The organism is Lactobacillus agrestimuris (assembly GCF_943193025.1).
Taxonomy (GTDB): Bacteria; Bacillota; Bacilli; order Lactobacillales; family Lactobacillaceae; genus Lactobacillus; species Lactobacillus agrestimuris.
In genome coordinates this window covers 1-21,053 of record NZ_CALPCQ010000006.1, presented here as the reverse complement: position 1 = coordinate 21,053, position 21,053 = coordinate 1, and the positions used below count along the sequence as shown (strand labels likewise).

20 protein-coding genes and 2 tRNA genes are annotated in these 21,053 nt (G+C 35.8%); 20 read left to right on the top strand and 2 right to left on the bottom strand.

Features of this window, described 5'->3' with window-relative positions:
* Positions 1–12: 12 nt before the first annotated feature.
* The 3 genes from cshA to alr all read left to right on the top strand — a co-directional run bounded on the left by cshA (position 13) and on the right by alr (position 3,095).
* On the top strand, positions 13–1,527 hold the full coding sequence (gene cshA, locus NFR82_RS02720; RefSeq protein ID WP_251716623.1) for a degradosome RNA helicase CshA: 1,515 nt from the start codon (positions 13–15) through the stop codon (positions 1,525–1,527).
* An 81-nt stretch (positions 1,528–1,608) separates the two neighbouring features.
* Positions 1,609–1,965, top strand: a complete 357-nt coding sequence (gene acpS, locus NFR82_RS02715) for a holo-ACP synthase (protein ID WP_251716622.1) — start codon at positions 1,609–1,611, stop codon at positions 1,963–1,965.
* A complete protein-coding gene (gene alr, locus NFR82_RS02710) occupies positions 1,965–3,095 on the top strand; it encodes an alanine racemase (protein WP_251716621.1) in 1,131 nt (376 codons plus the stop codon). Before acpS ends, alr begins: the two co-directional genes overlap by 1 nt.
* Positions 3,096–3,150: 55 nt before the next feature.
* Here alr and cbpA read toward each other — a convergent pair whose 3' ends face one another.
* Positions 3,151–3,858, bottom strand: a complete 708-nt coding sequence (gene cbpA / locus NFR82_RS02705) for a cyclic di-AMP binding protein CbpA (RefSeq protein ID WP_251716620.1) — start codon at positions 3,856–3,858, stop codon at positions 3,151–3,153.
* Between the two features lie 172 nt (positions 3,859–4,030).
* Positions 4,031–5,002, bottom strand: a complete 972-nt coding sequence (locus NFR82_RS02700; RefSeq protein ID WP_251716619.1) for an L-lactate dehydrogenase — start codon at positions 5,000–5,002, stop codon at positions 4,031–4,033.
* A 110-nt stretch (positions 5,003–5,112) separates the two neighbouring features.
* On the opposite strand from NFR82_RS02700, the gene pth reads away from it, so the two are divergent.
* The 17 genes from pth (at position 5,113) to NFR82_RS02615 (ending at position 21,053) form a co-directional block, all read left to right on the top strand.
* Positions 5,113–5,670, top strand: coding sequence for an aminoacyl-tRNA hydrolase (pth, locus tag NFR82_RS02695; RefSeq protein WP_251716617.1), 558 nt, complete (start codon positions 5,113–5,115; stop codon positions 5,668–5,670).
* A gap of 1 nt (position 5,671) precedes the next feature.
* A complete protein-coding gene (gene mfd, locus NFR82_RS02690; RefSeq protein WP_251716616.1) occupies positions 5,672–9,175 on the top strand; it encodes a transcription-repair coupling factor in 3,504 nt (1,167 codons plus the stop codon).
* Positions 9,176–9,193: 18 nt separating this feature from the next.
* A complete protein-coding gene (locus NFR82_RS02685; RefSeq protein ID WP_251716615.1) occupies positions 9,194–9,436 on the top strand; it encodes an RNA-binding S4 domain-containing protein in 243 nt (80 codons plus the stop codon).
* A gap of 68 nt (positions 9,437–9,504) precedes the next feature.
* Positions 9,505–9,888, top strand: a complete 384-nt coding sequence (locus NFR82_RS02680) for a septum formation initiator family protein (RefSeq protein WP_251716614.1) — start codon at positions 9,505–9,507, stop codon at positions 9,886–9,888.
* Positions 9,888–10,247 (top strand): S1 RNA-binding domain-containing protein, encoded by a 360-nt coding sequence (locus NFR82_RS02675; protein ID WP_251716613.1) that lies wholly within the window; start codon positions 9,888–9,890, stop codon positions 10,245–10,247. The genes NFR82_RS02680 and NFR82_RS02675 overlap by 1 nt, the downstream gene beginning before the upstream one ends.
* A 161-nt stretch (positions 10,248–10,408) precedes the next feature.
* A complete protein-coding gene (gene tilS / locus NFR82_RS02670; protein WP_251716612.1) occupies positions 10,409–11,683 on the top strand; it encodes a tRNA lysidine(34) synthetase TilS in 1,275 nt (424 codons plus the stop codon).
* A gap of 85 nt (positions 11,684–11,768) precedes the next feature.
* Positions 11,769–13,913, top strand: a complete 2,145-nt coding sequence (ftsH, locus tag NFR82_RS02665) for an ATP-dependent zinc metalloprotease FtsH (RefSeq protein ID WP_251716610.1) — start codon at positions 11,769–11,771, stop codon at positions 13,911–13,913.
* 43 nt (positions 13,914–13,956) lie between these two features.
* A complete protein-coding gene (gene hslO, locus NFR82_RS02660; RefSeq protein ID WP_251716609.1) occupies positions 13,957–14,829 on the top strand; it encodes an Hsp33 family molecular chaperone HslO in 873 nt (290 codons plus the stop codon).
* 83 nt (positions 14,830–14,912) lie between these two features.
* On the top strand, positions 14,913–15,938 hold the full coding sequence (gene dusB / locus NFR82_RS02655) for a tRNA dihydrouridine synthase DusB (protein ID WP_251716608.1): 1,026 nt from the start codon (positions 14,913–14,915) through the stop codon (positions 15,936–15,938).
* A 15-nt stretch (positions 15,939–15,953) separates the two neighbouring features.
* Positions 15,954–17,501: a lysine--tRNA ligase gene (lysS, locus tag NFR82_RS02650; RefSeq protein ID WP_251716606.1), complete on the top strand. Its 1,548-nt coding sequence runs from the start codon at positions 15,954–15,956 to the stop codon at positions 17,499–17,501.
* A gap of 329 nt (positions 17,502–17,830) precedes the next feature.
* Complete coding sequence (locus NFR82_RS02645; protein WP_251716605.1) at positions 17,831–18,265, top strand: LytTR family DNA-binding domain-containing protein; 435 nt, start codon at positions 17,831–17,833, stop codon at positions 18,263–18,265.
* Entirely contained in the window at positions 18,262–18,714 is a 453-nt protein-coding gene (locus tag NFR82_RS02640; RefSeq protein ID WP_251716603.1) for a DUF3021 domain-containing protein, read from the top strand. The genes NFR82_RS02645 and NFR82_RS02640 overlap by 4 nt, the downstream gene beginning before the upstream one ends.
* A gap of 185 nt (positions 18,715–18,899) precedes the next feature.
* Positions 18,900–19,361 (top strand): NUDIX hydrolase, encoded by a 462-nt coding sequence (locus tag NFR82_RS02635; protein ID WP_251716602.1) that lies wholly within the window; start codon positions 18,900–18,902, stop codon positions 19,359–19,361.
* Between the two features lie 95 nt (positions 19,362–19,456).
* Positions 19,457–20,071, top strand: a complete 615-nt coding sequence (locus tag NFR82_RS02630; protein WP_251716601.1) for an NUDIX hydrolase N-terminal domain-containing protein — start codon at positions 19,457–19,459, stop codon at positions 20,069–20,071.
* Between the two features lie 64 nt (positions 20,072–20,135).
* On the top strand, positions 20,136–20,642 hold the full coding sequence (locus tag NFR82_RS02625; protein WP_251716599.1) for a kinase: 507 nt from the start codon (positions 20,136–20,138) through the stop codon (positions 20,640–20,642).
* A 147-nt stretch (positions 20,643–20,789) separates the two neighbouring features.
* A tRNA-Gly gene (locus NFR82_RS02620) sits at positions 20,790–20,864 on the top strand.
* 114 nt (positions 20,865–20,978) lie between these two features.
* Positions 20,979–21,053: transfer RNA gene (locus NFR82_RS02615), tRNA-Gly, on the top strand.

Genomic DNA, 21,053 nt, shown 5'->3' with positions numbered 1-21,053 from the left:
GAGAAAAATTTAGTGAAATTTTCGGAATTAGGATTAAACGATGCATTGCTTAAGGCGATTAAGAGATCAGGATTTGAAGAAACAACGCCTATTCAAGCAGAAACAATTCCACTTGCTTTACAAGGTAAAGATGTAATTGGTCAAGCACAGACTGGTACGGGAAAGACTGCCGCTTTTGGTTTACCAATTTTACAAAATTTAGATAAAAAGAGTAAAACTATTCAGGCTGTAATAATTGAGCCAACTAGAGAACTAGCTATCCAAACGCAGGAAGAACTCTTTCGTTTGGGTAGGGATGAAAAGGCCCGTGTTCAAGTTGTTTATGGTGGAGCAGATATTGGCCGTCAAATTAAATCTTTAAAGAATCATGTGCCTGAAATTTTGGTAGGAACTCCCGGTAGACTTCTTGATCACTTGAAGAGAAAGACAATTGATTTAACCAATGTTAATACCGTTGTTTTAGATGAAGCTGATGAAATGCTTGATATGGGCTTTATCCAAGATATTGAAAGCATTTTGAACTATGCGAAAAACCGCAAACAAGTTTTACTTTTCAGTGCAACAATGCCTAAGCCAATTTTGAAGATTGGTGAAAAGTTCATGCATGATCCAGAGATTGTTAAGATCAAGGCTAAGGAATTAACAGCTGATTTGATTGATCAATACTTTGTTCGTGCTAAAGAAGCGGAAAAATTTGATATTATGTGCCGCTTAATTGATGTTCAAATTCCTGACTTGGCAGTTGTCTTTGGAAGAACCAAGAGACGTGTTGATGAATTAACTCGTGGTCTCCAAGCTAGAGGTTACAATGCAGCAGGAATTCATGGTGACTTATCTCAAGCACGTAGAATGAGCGTGCTCAAACGCTTTAAGGAAGGTAAGCTTGATATTTTAGTAGCTACTGATGTGGCTGCTCGTGGTCTTGATATTTCAGGAGTAACTCACGTTTACAACTACGATATTCCACAAGATCCAGATTCATATGTTCACCGTATCGGTCGTACCGGTCGTGCTGGTAAGAATGGTATGTCAGTCACATTCGTTACTCCAAATGAAATTGGCTACATGAGAACCATTGAACAATTAACTAAGAAGAAGATGTCACCACTTCGTCCACCAACAGATGACCAAGCTTTGCGTGGTCAATTGAAGCAGGCTAAGTCTCAAATTGAAGATATCCTCAAGGATGACTTAAGCAAATATGAAGATGAAGCTAATGAGTTATTAGAAAACTACAGTGCTTTAGATTTAGTTGCTGCATTTTTGAAGAATCTTTCTAAGGATGCATCTGATGTCAAAGTTAAGATTACTCCTGAAAAGCCATTGCCATACAAGGGTAATGGTCGTCGTGGAGGTCGAGGACGTGGTGGTCATGGCCATGGACATGGAAATAGACGTGGCAACTACAATAATCACCGCCGCAGAAATCGTGGACACGATCGCGATGGAATCCGTGGAAAGCGTAATCGTGGCGAAAGACGCGGAAGCAGCAGCCATGATTTCGTAATCAAGAATAAAAAAGATTAATTTTTTAACTAAAAGAAGCACAGTAATATTCTACTGTGCTTTTTTTGTACTATAATTAGATCTTATGTGAGGTGATAAAAAATGATTAAAGGTGTTGGAATAGATGCAGTTGAAGTTGAACGGGTGAAAAAAATCGTTGAACGTGGGGATAGTTTTGCTAAAAAGGTGTTAACGCCGAAAGAATTTGAACAATATCAAAAAATGACTGGAAAACGAAAAGTTGAATATCTAGGTGGGCGATTCTCACTCAAAGAATCGTTTTCTAAGGCGATGGGAACCGGACTGGGTAAATATGTCGGCTTTCAAGATGTCGAGACTCTCTGGGACGATTTGGGCCATCCTGTGATGACTTCGACTAAATATGATGGAAATATTTTTCCAAGTATCACACACGATAATCATGAGATTATCACTTTTGTAGTTTTGGAGGATAAATAATGGTTCCAGGAATCCATCGTCCAGCAAGTGTAAATGTAAATTTGGACGCAATTAAAGAAAATATCAGAAATGAAAAGAAGAATTTAAAAGATGGTCAAAAGTTATTTGCTGTTGTAAAAGCAAATGCATATGGTCATGGTGCTGTTCGCGTTGCTAAAGCGGCCCTAGAAGTTGGGGTGGCTGGCTTTTGTGTAGCAATTTTGGATGAAGCTTTGCAACTTAGAAGAGCTGATATTGTTAAGCCAATTTTGGTTTTAGGAGTTGTTTCTCCAGAATATGCACCAATTGCTGCAGCAAATGATATTTCACTTACTATTCCTAATTTAGAATGGTTAAAAGAAGCTGAAAAGTACCTTGAAAAGGAACATTTACAATTGAAAGTTCACATTGGTATTGATTCTGGTATGGGCAGAATTGGTTTCAATGAAGACGAAGATTTGATTGAAGCAAGTAATTATTTAAAAGATAATCCCAATTTCTTCGTGGAAGGGATGTTCGCTCACTTTGCGTCAGCCGATAGTGCGGATGATACTTATTTCAAGCACCAAGTAGAAAAGTTTAATCATATGAAGAGTTTATTAACGGTTAAACCTAAATGGATTCATGTTGATAATACTGCTGCTAGTGTATTCGGGAAAGATGTAAAAAGTGATATCGTTCGTTTTGGCATTGGAATTTATGGCTTAAATCCATCATCTAATCCTGCTAGTTCTGATTTAAACTCTCAAGTTAAATTAACTCCTGCACTTTCATTTGTTAGTGAATTAACTCATGTTAAGACAATTCATAAAGGTGATGGAGTAAGTTATGGTTCAACTTTTGTAGCTGATAAGGATACCATCATTGGTACTGTTCCTGTTGGTTATGCTGATGGCTGGATTAGAAAGTTTCAAGGCTTCAAAGTCAAAGTTGGCAATAGTTATTGTCCAATTGTTGGCCGAATTTGTATGGATCAATTTATGGTTGAACTTCCAGAAAAGATGCCAATTGGTACTAAGGTAACAATTATTTCAGATAATCCAAATGATCCAAATAATATTAAAGCAGCAGCTGATTATGTTGATACTATTCACTATGAAGTTGCATGTCTTTTGGATGATCGTTTGCCAAGAAAGTATTTTGAAAAATAAAAAAATAGAGTAGCCAGGGAACTTCCTAGCTACTCTATTTTTAATAAATTATAAATTAGTCTTCTTGAGGCTTAGATAAAAATACGCCTGGGTTCTCATCACTCATGATAGTAAGACCGGCTTGCAAGTCTTCGATTTCAGCTACGACGTAACCCTTCTTATGAAGCTTTTCAACAATAGTCTTCATGGTAGTTTCTGAAACGCCGGCTGGTAAGGTGAATAAAGTTCTACGAACGAAGTCACCACCGAGTTCACCTGCGGAAGCATCCAAAGTCATAACGCTAGCCATGTTAGAGTATTTAGAAATAATCTTTGACATCTTAACCAAGTTACCACGGGAATTATCTGATAAAACAGTTAAAACGTATGAACCATGTTTGATGTTCCAAGCGTCGGATAACATTCTAAGTAAACTTGCGTGGGTAAGAATTCCATAAAACTTGTTTTCTTCATCAAGTACTGAAATATAAGGTAAGTCCTTGATGTTGAAGAAGACCTTAAAGAATGGTGAGTTAACTTTGATAGTCTTAGTTGCATTCTTTAATAAGTAGGTTACAGGAAGAGTCATGTCGCCACCTTGTGACTTATGACGGTAGATGTGCATCTTGTAAATATTTCCGCGGAAAATTGTGCCAGTATCATCTAAGATTGGCACACATCTGAATCCTGAATCTTCAAGGATTTTTAAAGCTTCCTCCAAAGTTGCTTTTTCATTCACTGTAGTAAGATAATCTTTTTTTAAGACTAAAGATTTGATAAGCATTTAGCTGCCTCCATTACATGAAAATATCGAAATAATTATAGCATAAATCAACAATGATGATTAAATAAAAATTAAATCATTGCTTTTAGACATTCTCATTTTAACATTGATAGGGCAAAGAAAAAAAGCATCTTCAAAAAGAAGATGCTTTTAGACATTAATTATTAGTTAATTATTGACGAACCTTAACGCCAGTTTCTTCGAAGGCCTTGTCCATAACCTTCTTCAATTGATCTGCTGAAGCAGTCATCAATTCTTTTTCCTTGTCACTTAATGGCATTTCAATAACTTGTTCAAGACCTTTACGTCCAACAACTGCTGGAGTACCGATGTGAAGGTCGTGTAAACCATATTCACCATCCATTGGTACTGAAAGTGGAAGTACACGGTGTTCATCGTTAAGGATTGCCTTTGCGATCATTGCTGAAGCAGTACCGATACCGTAGAAAGTAGCACCCTTCTTGTTAATGATGTCGTAAGCCATGTCAGCAACTTGCTTGTGAATTTCGTCAAGCTTAGAATCATCCATGCCGTGAGCCTTAATCCAGTCAGCAACCTTTACACCACCAACGTTGTTGTAGCTCCATGCAGGGAATTCAGTATCACCGTGTTCACCAAGCATGTATGCGTTAACTGAAGCTGGGTCAACGTGTTCCATTTCACCGATAACCTTTTGAAGACGACCTGAGTCAAGTGAAGTACCTGAACCGATAACACGATCCTTAGGGAAACCTGACATTCTCCAAGTTGCGTGAGTCAAAATGTCAACTGGGTTGGCAACAACTAAGAAGATACCTTCAAAGCCTGATTCAACAACTGGTTCAACGATTGAAGATAAAATCTTCAAGTTCTTGTTAACAAGGTCAAGGCGAGTTTCACCTGGCTTTTGAGGAGCACCAGCAGTAATAACAACTAAGTCTGCGTCCTTGCAGTCAGGGTAGTCAGCTGCGTAGATGTTCTTTGGTGAAGTCCAAGGAGTAGCATCGGCTAAATCGATTGCGTCACCTTCAACGTGTTCCTTAGCGATGTCGATGATACCTAATTCTTCAGCAATACCTTGTTGCACCATTGAAAATGCAAAAGTAGAACCTACAGCACCGTCACCAACTAAAATAACTTTACGAGGTCTTTCTTCTCTTGACATAAATAAAAATCTCCTTTTTTATTAGTGATATTTTTAACAATTGCATTATATCATGAATTGATGTATCTTGTGCTATCATAAATTGGATAATTTAATTAGGAGTGCAAAAAATGAAGATAATTGCGGGTTTAGGCAATCCAGGAAAAAAGTACGATCGAACTAAGCATAACACTGGTTTTATGGCTTTAGATCAGTATTTAAAAACGAATAGTTTAACTTTAAATAAAGATAAATTTGATGGTTTATGGACAAAAGAAAAAATTAATGGAGAAGATGTAATTTTTCTTGAACCACAAACATTTATGAATGATTCGGGTAAAAGTATTGCCCAGGTTGCCAATTTCTTTAAAGTTAAACCAGATGATATTTTAATCATTCAAGATGATATGGATATGCCAATTGGTAAGATAAGAATCCGTGCCAATGGTAAGTCTGGTGGTCATAATGGAATCAAAAGCATTATTCGTGATCTTGGTACAGAAAAGTTTAATCGATTGAAGATCGGTATTAGACACCCTGAAAAGACTAGTGTTGTTTCTTGGGTGTTAACACCATTTGATCAAGATCAACAAAAATTAATGGATACTGCATTTGATACAAGCTGTAATATTATTGATGATTTTATTGGTGGAAAAGATAGCCAATATTTAATGAATAAGTACAATTAAGATGCAATTAATAGATTTTTTAAATAAAGATCAAGAATTAAGTAAATTTATTGAAAATACTAAAAAAGAAAAGAACTCACTAATCACTGGCGCCAATGCCGGTGCTTTTAGTCTACTTTTAAAAGATTTTTTACTTAAAAGACAAGCTCCAATTATTTTAGTAGAAGAAAATGAAAATAAGGCTCAAAATATTTATGGTGAATTAAGTAGTATTTTCGATAATAACTTAGTTCACATGTTTCCAGTTGATGCAACGATTGCAACACAAACAGCAGTAGCATCACCTGATCAGCTAAGTAGTAGAATTCAAAGTTTGAATTTTTTACTGTCGAATAAGGCAGGAATAGTTGTAACAACTCCGCAAGGATTGCAGTACAAACTTTCAAATCCAGAAGATTTTAAAAATGCTAAAGTAGACTTTTATTCTGGAGCAGAGTTCGAATTGGCTAATTTAAGCGCCTGGTTTGTTAATGCAGGCTATCATAAAGAGGCAATGGTTGCTAGACCAGGTGAGTTTGCAATTCGTGGGGATATTTTGGATGTTTATCCTTTGGATCAAGAAGAACCAGTTCGAATTGAATTCTTCGGCGATGAAGTAGATACGATTAAAAGTTTTGACTTAGCAAGTCAAAGAAGTAGTCATGAGCTTGAAAAAATAAGTATTTCATCAGCTTTAGATCGTGTTTTTTCAGCTGAAGAAATAAAAAATGCAGCCGAAAAACTTTCAGAAGATATAAAGCATGCTCCAGCAGCTGATAAAGATGTAAAAGATAATTTTACTGAAGTAATTTATGCTTTAAACGATGGTGGATTACCAAAAAATTATGCCATTATAGTGGATTATTTAATTAAAAAGCCAGCTAGTTTATTAAATTATTTAAATCCCGACGGTTTAATTTTCTTTGATGATTTTCCACTCATTAAGCAGGCTGTACAAGACGTTGATGAACAAAATGCGGCTTTTATTACTGATGAAATGAAAACCGGAGCGATGCTCCCGCAGCAAAAATTACGTTTTGACTTTAGCAAAGTTTTGACTAATGACAAGCATAATCGGGTTTATCATTCATTATTCCAAAGAAGTATGGGGCGAATTAAATTAGGTCAAATGCTAAATTGGAGTACGCGTGAACCTGAACAATTCTTTAGCCAAATGCCATTAATCAAAGCCGAAATTGAGTCTTATCAAAAAAATAAGCAGACGGTAATCTTGCAGGCAGATACGGAAAAGCGGGCGCAACAAATTGAAAAAACAATGGCGGATTTTGATATGCATCTGCCAGTAGTTGACAATGATGATTTACGTGAAAAGCAAACGCAAATTACCGTTGATGGTTATGTAAGTGGTTTTACTTTACCGGACAGTAACCTGATTTATTTAACTGAAAGAGAACTTTTCAATAAGCGTCCCCAACGTAAAAAGCATGTTAAAACGCTAGAAAATGCTCAGAGACTGCGTAACTATACTGAATTAAAGCCTGGTGACTATGTCGTCCACGTTAATCATGGTATTGGCCGATTCGAAGGGATTAAAACCCTTGAAAATAATGGCGTCAAGCGTGACTATATTACGATTACTTATCAAAAGGGTGATCAATTATTTGTTCCAGCTGACCAATTAAGTTTGGTGCAAAAATATGTTGGCTCAGAAGGTAAAACTCCGCATATTAATAAATTAGGCGGCAGTGAATGGGCTAAGACTAAGCGAAAGGTTCAATCTAAGGTAGAGGATATCGCTGATGACTTAATTGAACTTTACGCTAAGCGTGAATCAGAAAAAGGTTTTGCCTTTGAGCCTGATGATCAGCTGCAACATGATTTCGAAAATGCCTTTCCATATGTTGAAACTCCTGATCAATTAAGATCTACTAGTGAAATTAAAGCTGATATGGAAAAAGATCGTCCAATGGATCGCCTGCTTGTGGGGGATGTTGGCTTTGGTAAAACTGAGGTAGCAATGCGTGCAGCCTTTAAGGCGGTCCAAGATAATAAACAGGTCGCTTTTTTAGTACCGACGACGATTTTGGCTCAGCAGCACTACCAAACAATTAAGGATCGCTTTAAGGACTTTCCAGTTAATGTGGCAATGCTGTCACGTTTTCAAACTTCTAAAGAGTCGAAAGAAATAATTGAAGGACTCAAAAATGGAGAAATTGACATTGTGGTTGGTACTCACCGAATTTTATCCAAAGATGTTGAATTTAAAGATCTAGGCTTGTTGATTGTCGATGAAGAGCAACGCTTTGGAGTAAAACATAAGGAGCGGTTAAAGCAGCTTAAAGCTAATATCGATGTTTTAACTTTGACTGCAACTCCAATTCCAAGAACGCTTCATATGTCGATGGTTGGTGTTCGCGATTTATCAGTTATGGAAACTCCACCTCAAAATAGATATCCAATTCAGACTTATGTCATGGAACAGATTCCAAGTGTGATTAAGTCTGCTTGTTTACGAGAAATGCAAAGAGGAGGACAAGTCTTTTATTTGCATAATCGAATTGGCGATATTGATGAAGTGGTTGAACGTTTGCAGCAACTGATTCCAAATGCTAGAATTGCCTCTGCTCATGGCCGAATGAGTCAGAATCAATTAGAGGATATTTTATACCGTTTTCTCAATAAGGAATTTGATATTTTAGTTACGACTACAATTATTGAAACAGGTATTGATATGCCAAATGTCAATACGATGATTATTGAAGATGCAGATCACTACGGTCTAAGTCAGCTTTATCAACTACGTGGCCGAATTGGTAGAAGCGCCCGTCTTGCTTATGCATATTTCCTCTATCAACCAAATAAAGTTTTGACTGAGGTGGGAGAAAAGCGGTTGGAGGCAATTCGCGACTTTACTGAATTAGGATCGGGTTTCAAAATTGCCATGCGAGATCTGTCAATACGTGGAGCCGGAGATATGCTCGGTGCCCAGCAACACGGTTTTATAGATAGTGTTGGTTATGATCTTTATTCTCAAATGCTTAGTGATGCGATTAAAGCACGTAAGAATAAGAAAAAGGTCAAAAAATCAAATGCAGAAATTGATTTGGGTCTTGAAGCATATATTCCTGATAAATATATCGGTGATCAAGAAGAAAAAATTGAATTTTACAAAAAGATTAAAGCTGCCTCAAATCAAGAAGAACTTGATAAAATTGAAGATGAATTACTTGATCGCTTTGGTGATTATCCGGTTGCAGTTGAAAATATGTTGGCCGTTGCTTCAATCAAGATGGATGCAGATTTAGCCGGCGTATTAAGTGTGATTAGATCTAAGGATAATCAAAGCAGAATAAAAGTTGAGTTTGACGCAGAAGCTTCAAAGGAACTCGAAGGACCGAATATTTTTAGAGCCTTAGAGCATGTCAGTTTTAAGGCGAGAATTAGTATGACACCAGAAAAGCACTTGTCAGTACTATTAGAATTGCCAGACAAACTTAAAAATAGAGTTTTAATAAATGAACTTAAGACACTTTTACATTCAGCAAGTGAAATAATTCAAAGATAAAAGTTATGAGGTAATAAAATGAGAATTGATAAATTTTTAAAGATTTCCCGTTTAGTAAAGAGAAGAACAGTGGCCAAAGAAATGGCTGATCAAGGACGAATCAAAGTTAATGATAGAGTTGTGAAATCTAGTTATATGGTAAAAATTGGGGATGTCATTGAAGTGGGATATGGCAGTCGTCAAGTAAAAGCAAAAGTGCTTGAAATTCGTGAAACAACTAAGAAAAATGAAGCTAGTGAGTTATACGAACTAGTTGATTAGTCAATGACATTTAGTTGTGAAACTGTTATAATTGAACTAACTTTTTATTTATTAACAGGGGATTAAAAATGAACGAAAATGGACCACGCCTATATAATTCAGAGAGTCCGCAAGCTCGTGAAGCGAGACTAAGAGCAAGACAAGCCAGAATGGAAAAAGCAATTCACCGTAGAAGACGCAGAGTTATTCTTGCTGTCTTTGGGGTAGTCATTATCTTTTTTGGTGTTCAAATTGGAATGAAGGCATCACAAACTAAGCAGATTAATAGTCAAGTACAAGCTTCCAATGAGAAGTTGAAAAAGACAAAGGCTAAAAATGTAAAGTTGACAAATCAACGTGATGACTTAAAAGATCCTAATTATGTAGCTAAGTTAGTTCGTTATAAGTTTTACTATACTAAGCAAAACGAAAAAGTTTATAATGTTCCTGAAGAAAATGGAAATAGTAATTAATGAAGTATCAAGTTGGTAACCGTGTTAACGGCGTAATCAATAATATTACAGATTTGGGTGTGTTTTTGACTTTACCTGGAAGAAAATCAGGGCTTATCCACTTTAGTGATTTTGGAGATAATTGGCAACGTGAGCGTAATCGTCTTAAAGTTGGTGATGAGCTTAGGGTTGTAGTAGTTCATAATAACAAAGGAAAGTTAGCATTATCTTTAAGTAGAGTTAATGATCCCAAGTTGCGAGATTTACATAATAGTTTTTTGGATGTGAGTGCGAACGATTTTGAAAAAACGTTAAGCAAAACATCTGAAGAAGCAAAAGATGAAATTAATAAGTTAAAGAAAGTATTAGCTGAAAATTGATTTTTATAAAAAAGATTCGAGTCTTAAGTTTTGAGATTTGAATCTTTTTCTTTATTTTGGCAATAGAGGTAGAAGTTAATGAAGCAAAGTAAAAGACTAGTATAATTTATGAGTGTACTGGTGGTATGATAAAACATAAAAATTATTTTATATAAAAGAAAATGAATCAAATTATCGAATTTTTTCAAGAAAATAAAGTAGGTTTAAAAAATAAATGCTTAGTAATTGCAACAAGCGGTGGACCTGATTCCATGGCTTTAGTTGATATGCTGACTAAGCTAAAAGATAAATATAATTTGCGCTTAATTGTGGCACATTTTGATCATCAATTGCGCCCTGATAGTAAGCAAGAAACAATTTTATTAGAAAAATATTGTCATAAAAATCATTTAGAATTTAGAAATAAAATTTGGGTTAGAGATCATAAATTATTAAGTGGAATTGAGGCTGCGGCTCGCGAAAAACGTTATCGTTTTTTAGTTGATTTAGTTAATGAACTTTCTGCAGATTATTTACTCACTGCTCATCATGGGGATGATCTAGTTGAAAATATTCTACTTAAGCTGATTAGATCAGGAAATCCAAACGAAATGAATAGTCTGCAGGCCATAAGTAAAAGAGAAGGTATCTTACTCTTGCGCCCCTTATTGTCATTTTCGAAAAATGATTTACTTCTTTATGTTCAAGCAAATCATTTAGATTATATTGAAGATGCAACTAATGCGGAAGATGATGTGATGCGAAATCGTTTAAGACATCATGTGGTACCGCTATTGAAAAAAGAAAATCCGGATTTAATTAAGAATGCTCTTCGTTTTAATCATGAGATGAATCAATATGTTGTAGTTTCTGAAGAATGGTTTGAAGATCTAGAACAGCCGGAAGAAATTTTTGATCAAGTGTATCGAATTAAATCTGATGAATTAAAAAAGCTGAATTCGGAAAAGCAAGCCTTTTATTGGCAACATTTTATTTGGAATAAATGGCACTTACGAGTAAATGATGAGTTAAATGGATTTACTTTACAGCAGTATCAGGGCTATGATTATGTGTGGCGGGATAAAGATCTTTTGACTAAAGACTTTGTTTCAAAATTTGATTTACAGCTAGATCGTCCATTTGAATTTTTAGGTAGGAAATTTTTGCTGACGGAAAATGCTGCTTATCCAGCTGAAAAAATTGGCAAATTTAAAGCATCAACGATAAATTTCTCGGCTGGAAGCTTATCTTTGGGCACCAGATTAAATCTCAAAGATGGTCATCATGCTAAGAGTAAAAAATTCTTTTCAGCGGCAGCAATCCCGTCAATTTTAAGAAAATATTGTTTGACTATTTTTAATAACGATCAACCTGTTTTTGTTGAAAATACATATCAAAATCAGGTAATTGCGGGCAAGCAAAAAGAATTTTTTGTTTATCGCTTAAAAAATATATAAGAACTATTTAAAAAAATAGAGCTAGTCGTATATTTGTGATACACTTTTAAACGTATATTATTTATAAACTTTGCGGAGGTTTTATATGAAGAATAACCGGAATAGGCTATTATCAAATGGTCTTTTCTATATAGTAGTGTTCCTTCTGCTCCTTTGGGGAATAAACTGGGCACTTGGCGGTTCTAATAACTCTGGTGGTAGCGAAAACATCAGTTATTCACAATTTGTGAAAGACTTACGCCAAGGCAAAGTTAAGAGCTTTAGCGTTCAACCTGCAAACGGTGTTTACTCGGTTTCAGGTAGCTATAAGAGTGCACAAAAGACACAGAATAAATCTAATAACAGTTTTGACTTTTTCAATGGTAATTCAAGTCGTGAAGTAACACGCTTCAATACTACAATGCTTCAAAACGATTCTAGTGTATCTAATGTGCAAGACTTAGCACAAAAGAGCAACGCCAAAATGACTACACAAGGCGAGTCTCAGTCAGGTAACTGGATCTCAACAATTGTAATGCTTGTACCAACTATTTTGTTCATTGTGATGCTTTGGATGATGATGAACCAAGGTGGTGCAGGTCGTGGAAACGGCGGTATCATGAACTTCGGACGTTCCCATGTTAAGCCTGAAGATCCTACTAAGAACAAGGTTCGTTTCTCTGATGTAGCTGGTGAAGAAGAAGAAAAACAAGAATTAGTTGAAGTTGTAGAATTTTTGAAAAACCCAACTAAATACACTAAGTTAGGTGCTAAAATTCCTTCTGGTGTGTTACTTGAGGGTCCTCCAGGTACTGGTAAGACATTACTTGCAAGAGCTGTTGCTGGTGAAGCAAATGTTCCTTTCTACTCAATTTCAGGTTCAGATTTTGTTGAAATGTTTGTCGGTGTTGGTGCTAGTCGTGTACGTGACTTATTCACTAATGCTAAGAAGAATGCACCAAGTATTATCTTTATCGATGAAATTGATGCTATCGGACGTCGCCGTGGAAACGGAATGGGCGGAGGAAACGATGAACGTGAACAGACATTAAACCAATTATTGGTTGAAATGGATGGATTTAACGGTGATGAAGGTGTTATCGTTATTGCCGCAACTAACCGTTCAGACGTTTTGGACCCAGCCCTTCTTCGTCCAGGTCGTTTCGATAGAAAAGTTTTAGTTGGTCGTCCAGATGTTAGAGGTCGTGAAGCTATCTTACGTGTTCACGCTAAGAATAAGCCACTTGCACCAGATGTAGACTTAAAGGAAGTTGCTCGTCAAACTCCTGGTTTTGTTGGTGCTGACCTTGCTAACGTTTTAAACGAAGCCGCTTTGGTTGCTGCTCGTCGTAACGGTACAGAAATTACGGCATCAGATATTGATGAAGCTGAAGATAGAGTAATTGCCGGTCCAGCTAAGAAAGATAGTATTATTTCTGAAAAGGAACGTCGTCGTGTTGCTTTCCACGAAGCTGGTCACTCAATTGCTGGTCTTGTTTTAAGTGATTCAAGAACAGTTAGAAAGGTTACTATTGTACCTCGTGGCCGTGCTGGTGGATATAACATCATGCTTCCAAAGGATGATCAATTTATCTTGACTGAAAACCAATTGTTTGAACAAATCGTTGGTTTGATGGGTGGTCGTGCCGGTGAAGAAGCTACACTTGGTGATAAATCAACTGGTGCTTCAAATGACTTTGAACAAGCTACTCAAATTGCTCACAGCATGGTTGTTAACTATGGTATGACTGATTCACTTGGAATGGTTGAACTTGAAAAAGAAGGCGAAACCAATCCATACGGAGCAAAGCCTTACAGTGAAGCAACTGCTGCTAAAATCGATGAAGCTGTTAAGAAGATTCTTGATCGTGGACATGCCAAGGCACTTGAAATCGTTAAAGAAAATAAGGAAAAGCATCGCATTATTGCTGAAGCTTTGCTTAAGTACGAAACTTTAAACGAAAAACAAATCATGTCTTTATACAAGACTGGTAAGATGCCTGAATCTAGTGAAGAATATCCAAGTGAAGCAGAAGCATCAACTTATGAACAAGCTAAGGCTGCTGCTGAAAAGAGAGAAGTTTTAAAGGAAAAGAAGGATAAAAAAGAAGACCAAACTCTTAAACAAGATGAAGCTTCAATAAAACTTCCTTCAGAAAAGACTGATAATCAATCAGATGCTTCAGTGGATAAAACTCCTCAAAACTCAGATAAAGATTCTTCTGATAAGGGCGAAAATAAAGATAAATAGAAGAAATAGGGCCTGCAAAGGCTCTATTTTTTTAGGAGGAAAAATGGAAAATTACTTAGTTAAAGCAATTGATAAAACTAAAAACTTGAGATTATTAACCATTACGGCTAAAGGAGTAGTTGCTGAAGCGCAACAGCGTCATGATACTTGGTCAGCATCATCTGCTGTATTAGGGCGCACTTTACTTGGAACACTTTTATTAGCAGGTGCCGAATTAACTGATAAAGAAGAATTAACAGTTAGATTGTTAGGTAATGGTCCAGTTGGGCCTACTGTAGTAACTGCAAAAGCAGATTTAACAGTCAAGGGTTATGTTAAGAATCCACATATTGCACTGCCACCAAAAGAAGATGGACATATCAATGTTAAAAAGGCTGTTGGGCAAGGTTGGCTTGAAGTTACTAAAGATTTAGGTTTGAAAGAACCATATACTGGTCAAGTTCCAATTGTTTCTGGAGAAATTGCAGAAGATTTTGCTTACTATTTGACTAAGTCTGAACAAATTCCTTCAGCAGTTGGTTTGTCAGTTTTCGTAAATCCAAACAATACAATTGGCGCAGCTGGTGGTTTTATGTTACAAGCTCTTCCTGGTGCAAGTGATACTTTAATTGACCAAACAATTGAGCGAATCAAAAAATTGCCTCAATTATCATCAGCCTTTCTTGATGGAATGACTCCTGAAGATCTTGCTAAGAAGATTTTAGGCGATGATTGTAAGATCTTTGATCCTGAAGAAGTGGCTTATAAGTGTGACTGTTCAAAAGAAAAATATGCTAAGATTTTGGAAACTTTAAAGTCATCTCAACTTAAGGAAATGATTGAGCAAGATCATGGTGCAGAACTTACTTGCAATTTCTGTGGTAACAAATATCATTACAGTGAAGATGAATTGAAAAATATTCTTGCAAAAAAGTAAATCTTTGCATTAATTAATCTCGATGTTTTGACCATGAGGGCTTTTTTGTTACAATTATTGAAGTGTTTTGAAAGGATGGTTTGATGGATAACAGCTGGAAAATTCGTGAAATCGAAATACCAAACCGAGTTGTTGTTGCACCAATGGCTGGAGTATCAAATTCTGCTTTTAGAGTTGTGTGTAAAGAATTTGGGGCAGGGTTAGTAGTTTGCGAAATGATTTCAGATCATGGAATTATTTATCGAAATAAGAAAACTCTTAGAATGATGGATGTTGATCCTCGTGAACACCCAATGAGTATCCAAATCTTTGGTGGAACTGAGGAAACATTACTTCAAGCAGCGCAGTATGTTGATCAGCATACTGATGCAGATATTATCGATATTAATATGGGCTGTCCTGTACCTAAAGTAACGAAGACTGATGCAGGGTCTAAATGGCTTCTTGATTCAAATAAGATTTATCAAATGGTTCATGCCGTAGTACAAAATGTATCTAAACCAGTTACTGTTAAAATGAGAATTGGTTGGGACCGTAAGCATATCTTTGCAGTTGAAAATGCTTTAGCCGCTCAAGAGGCTGGTGCTTCAATGCTTGCAATGCATGGTAGAACTCGTAAGCAAATGTATCAAGGTGAAGCCGATTGGGAGACTCTTCATGATGTCGCTCAAGCTTTAGATATTCCATTCGTGGCAAATGGTGATATTAAAACACCCGAACTTGCTAAAAAAGCACTTGATGAAATTGGTGCTACAGCTGTAATGGTCGGAAGAGCTGCTTTGGGTAATCCTTGGATCTTAAAGGATATGACACATTATCTTGAGACCGGTGAGAAACTCAGACCTCAAACCGTTGAAGAGAAGATTGCAACTGCTAAACATCAATTAGATGGTTTAGTTGAACTTAAGGGAGAAAGAATTGCTGTTCCAGAATTCAGACAGCAAGCTGCCTATTATTTAAAAGGTATTCCCCGTTCAGCCCGGACTCGTGCTAAAATAAATGAAGTATGGACACGTCAGGAAGTATATGATTTGCTTGATAATTTTGTAGACGATTACGAAAAGTGGCAATCAAAGCGCGAAGCTAGACGTGCAGCAGTGAACGAATAATGGAGGAAAGATAAATTGGCAAAAAATGAAATGAACGATCAGTTGATCGCTCGTCGTCAAAAGATGGAAGAATTACGTGATAATGGCATTGAACCATTTGGTGTAAGAAAATTTGATCGTCAAGATTTGGCTCGTACTTTAAATGAAAAGTACAAAGATGAAGATAAAGATGAATTGAATGAAGATATGCCTAAAACCAAAATTGCAGGACGTATGCTTGCAAAACGTGGTAAGGGTAAAGTAGGCTTTGCTGATATTTATGACCGTACTGGTAAGATTCAAATTTACGTACGTAAAGATATCGTTGGTGAAGAAAACTATCAAATCTTCAAAAAGTCAGATATTGGTGACTTTTTAGGTATTGACGGCGAAGTTATGAAGACTGATACTGGTGAATTGACCATTCGTGCAACTCACGTAACATTCTTATCAAAGGCTCTTCGTCCATTACCAGATAAGTTCCATGGTTTGAAGGATGTTGAACAAATTTACCGTCAACGTTACCTTGACCTCATTACTAACCGTGAAAGCTACATGCGCTTTGTTCACCGTACTCAAATTATTCAAGCAATCCGTAATTACTTAAATGAACGTGACTTCTTGGAAGTTGAAACTCCAGTACTTCACAATATCCCAGGTGGTGCCGAAGCTCGTCCATTTATTACTCACCACAACGCTTTAGATATTAACCTTTACATGAGAATTGCTTTGGAACTTCCACTTAAGCGTCTTATTGTTGGTGGTATGGAACGTGTTTACGAAATTGGCCGTGTATTCAGAAATGAAGGTCTTGACACTAAGCACAACCCTGAATTTACTGAACTTGAAACTTATGCTGCATACTGGGACTTCCATGATGTAATGGATGAAGCAGAAGGTATTATTCGTGCTGCAGCTAAGGTTGTTTCAGAAGATGGTAAAATTACTTACCAAGGTACTGAACTTGACTTAGGCAAGCCATTCCGCCGTGTACACATGGTTGACTTGATTAAGGAAAAGACTGGTGTTGACTTCTGGAAGCCAATGACTCTTGATGAAGCAAGAAAAGTTGCTGATGAACACCACGTTCATTATGAAAGCTACTGGAAAGTTGGTCACATTATCAATGCCTTCTTTGAAGAATTCGGTGAAGGTTCAATTGTTGATCCAACCTTTGTTTACGGTCACCCAGTAGAAGTATCACCACTTGCTAAGAAGAATGCTGACGATCCAAGATTTACTGACCGTTTCGAAATCTTCATTATGGGTGCTGAATACGGTAACGCCTTCTCAGAATTGAACGATCCTGATGATCAACGTGGACGTTTCGAAGCTCAAATGGCTGAAAGAGAAGCTGGTAACGACGAAGCTGATATGATTGATGAAGATTACCTTCGTGCAATGGAATTCGGTATGCCTCCTACAGGTGGTTTGGGAATCGGTATTGACCGTTTGGTAATGCTTTTAACTGATGCACCAGCCATTCGTGATGTATTATTATTCCCAACAATGCGTCCAGAAAAGATTGCTTCAATCGACGCAGAAGTTAAGGCCGACATGGAAAAGAAGAACAAGAAGGACTAATATCAAACTTCTAGAGCGTTGGGAAAAATAGTAAATAGCCTCAATAGCAGGTATCAATCTAAACTATATTCCAATTTATATAGAGATTAAGTCGCTATGTGAACTCATAGCGAAACATAAAAGCCATTAGCAGTTTAAAATCTTGCTGATGGCTTTTAATTTTTATGAATTTGGCATTTAATTACAGTTATAAGTTTAGTTAACTGAACCGAATTTAATAAGGAAAAGGCCACTTAGCATACCTATATAACCATTTACTAATATATTGTTAATTATCAGAATTGATTTGCTATACTCAATTCATGATTAAACGAGAGGAGGATCCCTTATTGAAAATTAATTGTCATGTCGATGCTTCCTTAGATAAAGAGTACGGCGAACTTTGGATTCGTAAAATCACTCCAGAGGTGAACGATCTTCTTAATTATTTGACTAATAATGAGCAGGTTTTATGGTGTGCTAAAGATAATGAGTTAAAGCCGATTGCCTATCGGGATATATTTGCAATTCAAACAAATGATCAAAAATTAGACGTTTCAACAATTGATGACCATTATATATATCGCAAACGACTTTCTGTTTTAAAAGATGAGTTAAATGAGGATTTCATTGAGGCTTCCCAAAGTGCTATTTTTAATTTCCGACATATCGATCATTTAGAATTACAGGATAATGGAACAATAGATGTTATTTTGAAAAATAAGCAGCGAATTCCCATTGCTCGGCGGAAAGTTAGGAATTTGAAAAAGAGGTTAGGTATATGAAAAAACACATTTTCCTGATAATTCAAGGTATAATTCTTGGTGAGTTTATTGGACAACTGTTTTCTCTATTATTCAGTTATCTTTATGGATTAAGTAATTATGTCCCTTCGGCACCTACATTTACAAACCATTTTAGTCGTCCGTTAAATGCTGTTCTGGTTTCGGTAATTTTATGGGGACTAATGGGACTAGTTTTCAGTGCGGGAGCCCTAGTTTATAAGAATGAACGATGGTCTATTCGAAAAAAGACAATCATCAACTTTATCATTTATTATTGTGGCTTTGCACCTTTAGCAATTCTGGCCGGTTGGTTTCCATTAACTCTTATTAATTTTTCTATTTTTACTGGAATCTTCATTTTAATTTTTATAGTAATGTGGTTTATAAACATGAACATAGCAAAACGAGAATTAAACCAAATTAATAAAAAAATCAAAAGTCAAAGTTAAATCGGGGCTATTTGGAATAAAAGACGCTTATCTACGAGAAAAGTAGGTAAGGGTCTTTTTTTAGATTAAATAAGTGAATACTTTGTTAAAATAAATGATATAATTAATACAATTTTAATCTTTATAAATAGATAAATTGAAGAATAAAATTAAATGATCAAGAAACAAATAATTCAGGTGAAAAAATGTCAGATTATATTAAAGATATTCGTAAAAAGGTAGGACACGATCCGTTAATCTTAACGTTTGCTAGTGGGATATTGACTAATGATGATAATTTGATTTTGTTGCAAAAGCGTTCTGATTTTAAAACTTGGGGCTTACCAGGCGGAGCAATAGAATTTGGTGAAACTGCTGAAGATGCTTGTGTGCGCGAATTTTTAGAAGAAACAGGTATGAAAGTTAGAGTTAAGTCACTTTTAGGAGTTTCTAGTAATCAGATTCAAAATTATCCCAATGGTGATATTGCACAATCTATTTTGATCATATTTTTGGTTGAATTGATTAAGGAAGTTACTGATAATTTGAGTTCAGAAACTTTAGAGTTAAAGTATTTCAATAAAAATAATCTTCCTAAAATTTTTAATGATCAGCATAGAAAGAGTATTAAAAATTTTTTTGATAATAAAATACCATTTTATGATTAACAGATGTGAAAATGAATAATTTTGGCTGATTCATAAGCATAGTTTCAGTTTAGAGATCGGCGATAAAGTTTTGTTAAATTAGTAGGGGAAAACAGATGAAGAAAGATAAAGTAATTGATTGGGCTATAAGATTACAAAGTTTAGCTCAAGCTGGATTAACTTATTACAAAGATGCATTTGATAAAGAAAGATACCAAGAAATTCGTGATATTTCGGCAGAGATGATGGCTGAAAAATCAGGATTAGAGATCGAAAAAGTAAAGGATCTTTTTTGTAATGAAATAGGTTATCAAACACCTAAAATTAGCACTCGTGCGGCTATTTTTAAAAACAATAAAATTCTATTGGTTCAGGAGAACGATGGCAGTTGGGCTCTTCCAGGCGGATGGTGTGAAGTAAATTTAACTCCAAAGGAAAATTGTATTAAAGAGACCAGGGAAGAGGCTGGTATTGAAATAGAAGTTGAAAGATTGATTTCAATTCATGAATCCAATCGAGATAAGCCACTGTATCCTTATGGTGTTTGTCAAATTTTCTTTTTATGTAAGCCTGGCGCTGGTCATTTTACTAAGAATAATGAAACTATTGATTGCAAATATTTTGCTTTAGATGAATTACCAAAATTGAGTGATGATAAAGATTCTAAAGAACAGGTAGAGCGGTGTTTTGTAGCATATCATGATCGGAATTGGCAAGCAAAATTTGATTAAGTATAATGCGAAAATAAGAAAAACGATTGGGGCTTTAGATCTACAATGGAAAGAAGTGTTCAATATGAAAAAGTTAATTATGTTCAGAGGTAATTCTGGAAGTGGAAAGAGTACTTTGGCACGTGAGATTCATAAAAAATTAGCTAGGAATAACTTATTGATCTCACAAGATACGATTCGTCGAGATATGCTTAGAGCCAAAGATGGTAAAGATACTACTGCTTTGCCACTTTTAGAAAATTTGTTGGAATATGGCCATAATAATTGTGAAATTACGATTTTAGAAGGAATCCTTAATGCTGAATGGTATACGACATTATTTAGAAAAGCTCAGTATTTATATGGTCAAAATATTAACGCTTATTATTTTGATATTCCTTTTAGGGAAACTGTAAAACGACATAAGACGCGACCACAAAGAGGTTCATTCAGTTCAGAAAAAATGAAAACTTGGTGGAATGAAAAAGACTATATTAGATTTATTAAAGAAAGATCTTTTACTAGTGAAATGACTCTAGATGATGAAATTCAAATTGTAATTGAAGATTTGAAAAAAGATCTTTTGAGCTAAAGAGAGATGATCAACACAATGCGTCCTGAAAAGATTGCTTCAATCGACGCAGAAGTTAAAGCTGACATGGAAAAGAAGAACAAGTAAAATATTTTTTCAAAAAGTATTTGCAAAGAGTAGTATTTTTGCTATAATACTTTTTGTATTGCGGAAGTAGTTCAGTGGTAGAACACAACCTTGCCATGGTTGGGGTCGCGGGTTCGAATCCCGTCTTCCGCTCCAAGATTCAAAGACTCGCCTTTGGTGAGTCTTTTTTGTTGTTTCCTGAAAAATTGAAAAATAAAATAAAAAAGTGCTTGCATTGAAAAGAGATTTTGCTATAATAATATTTGTGTTGCGGAAGTAGTTCAGTGGTAGAACACAACCTTGCCATGGTTGGGGTCGCGGGTTCGAATCCCGTCTTCCGCTCCA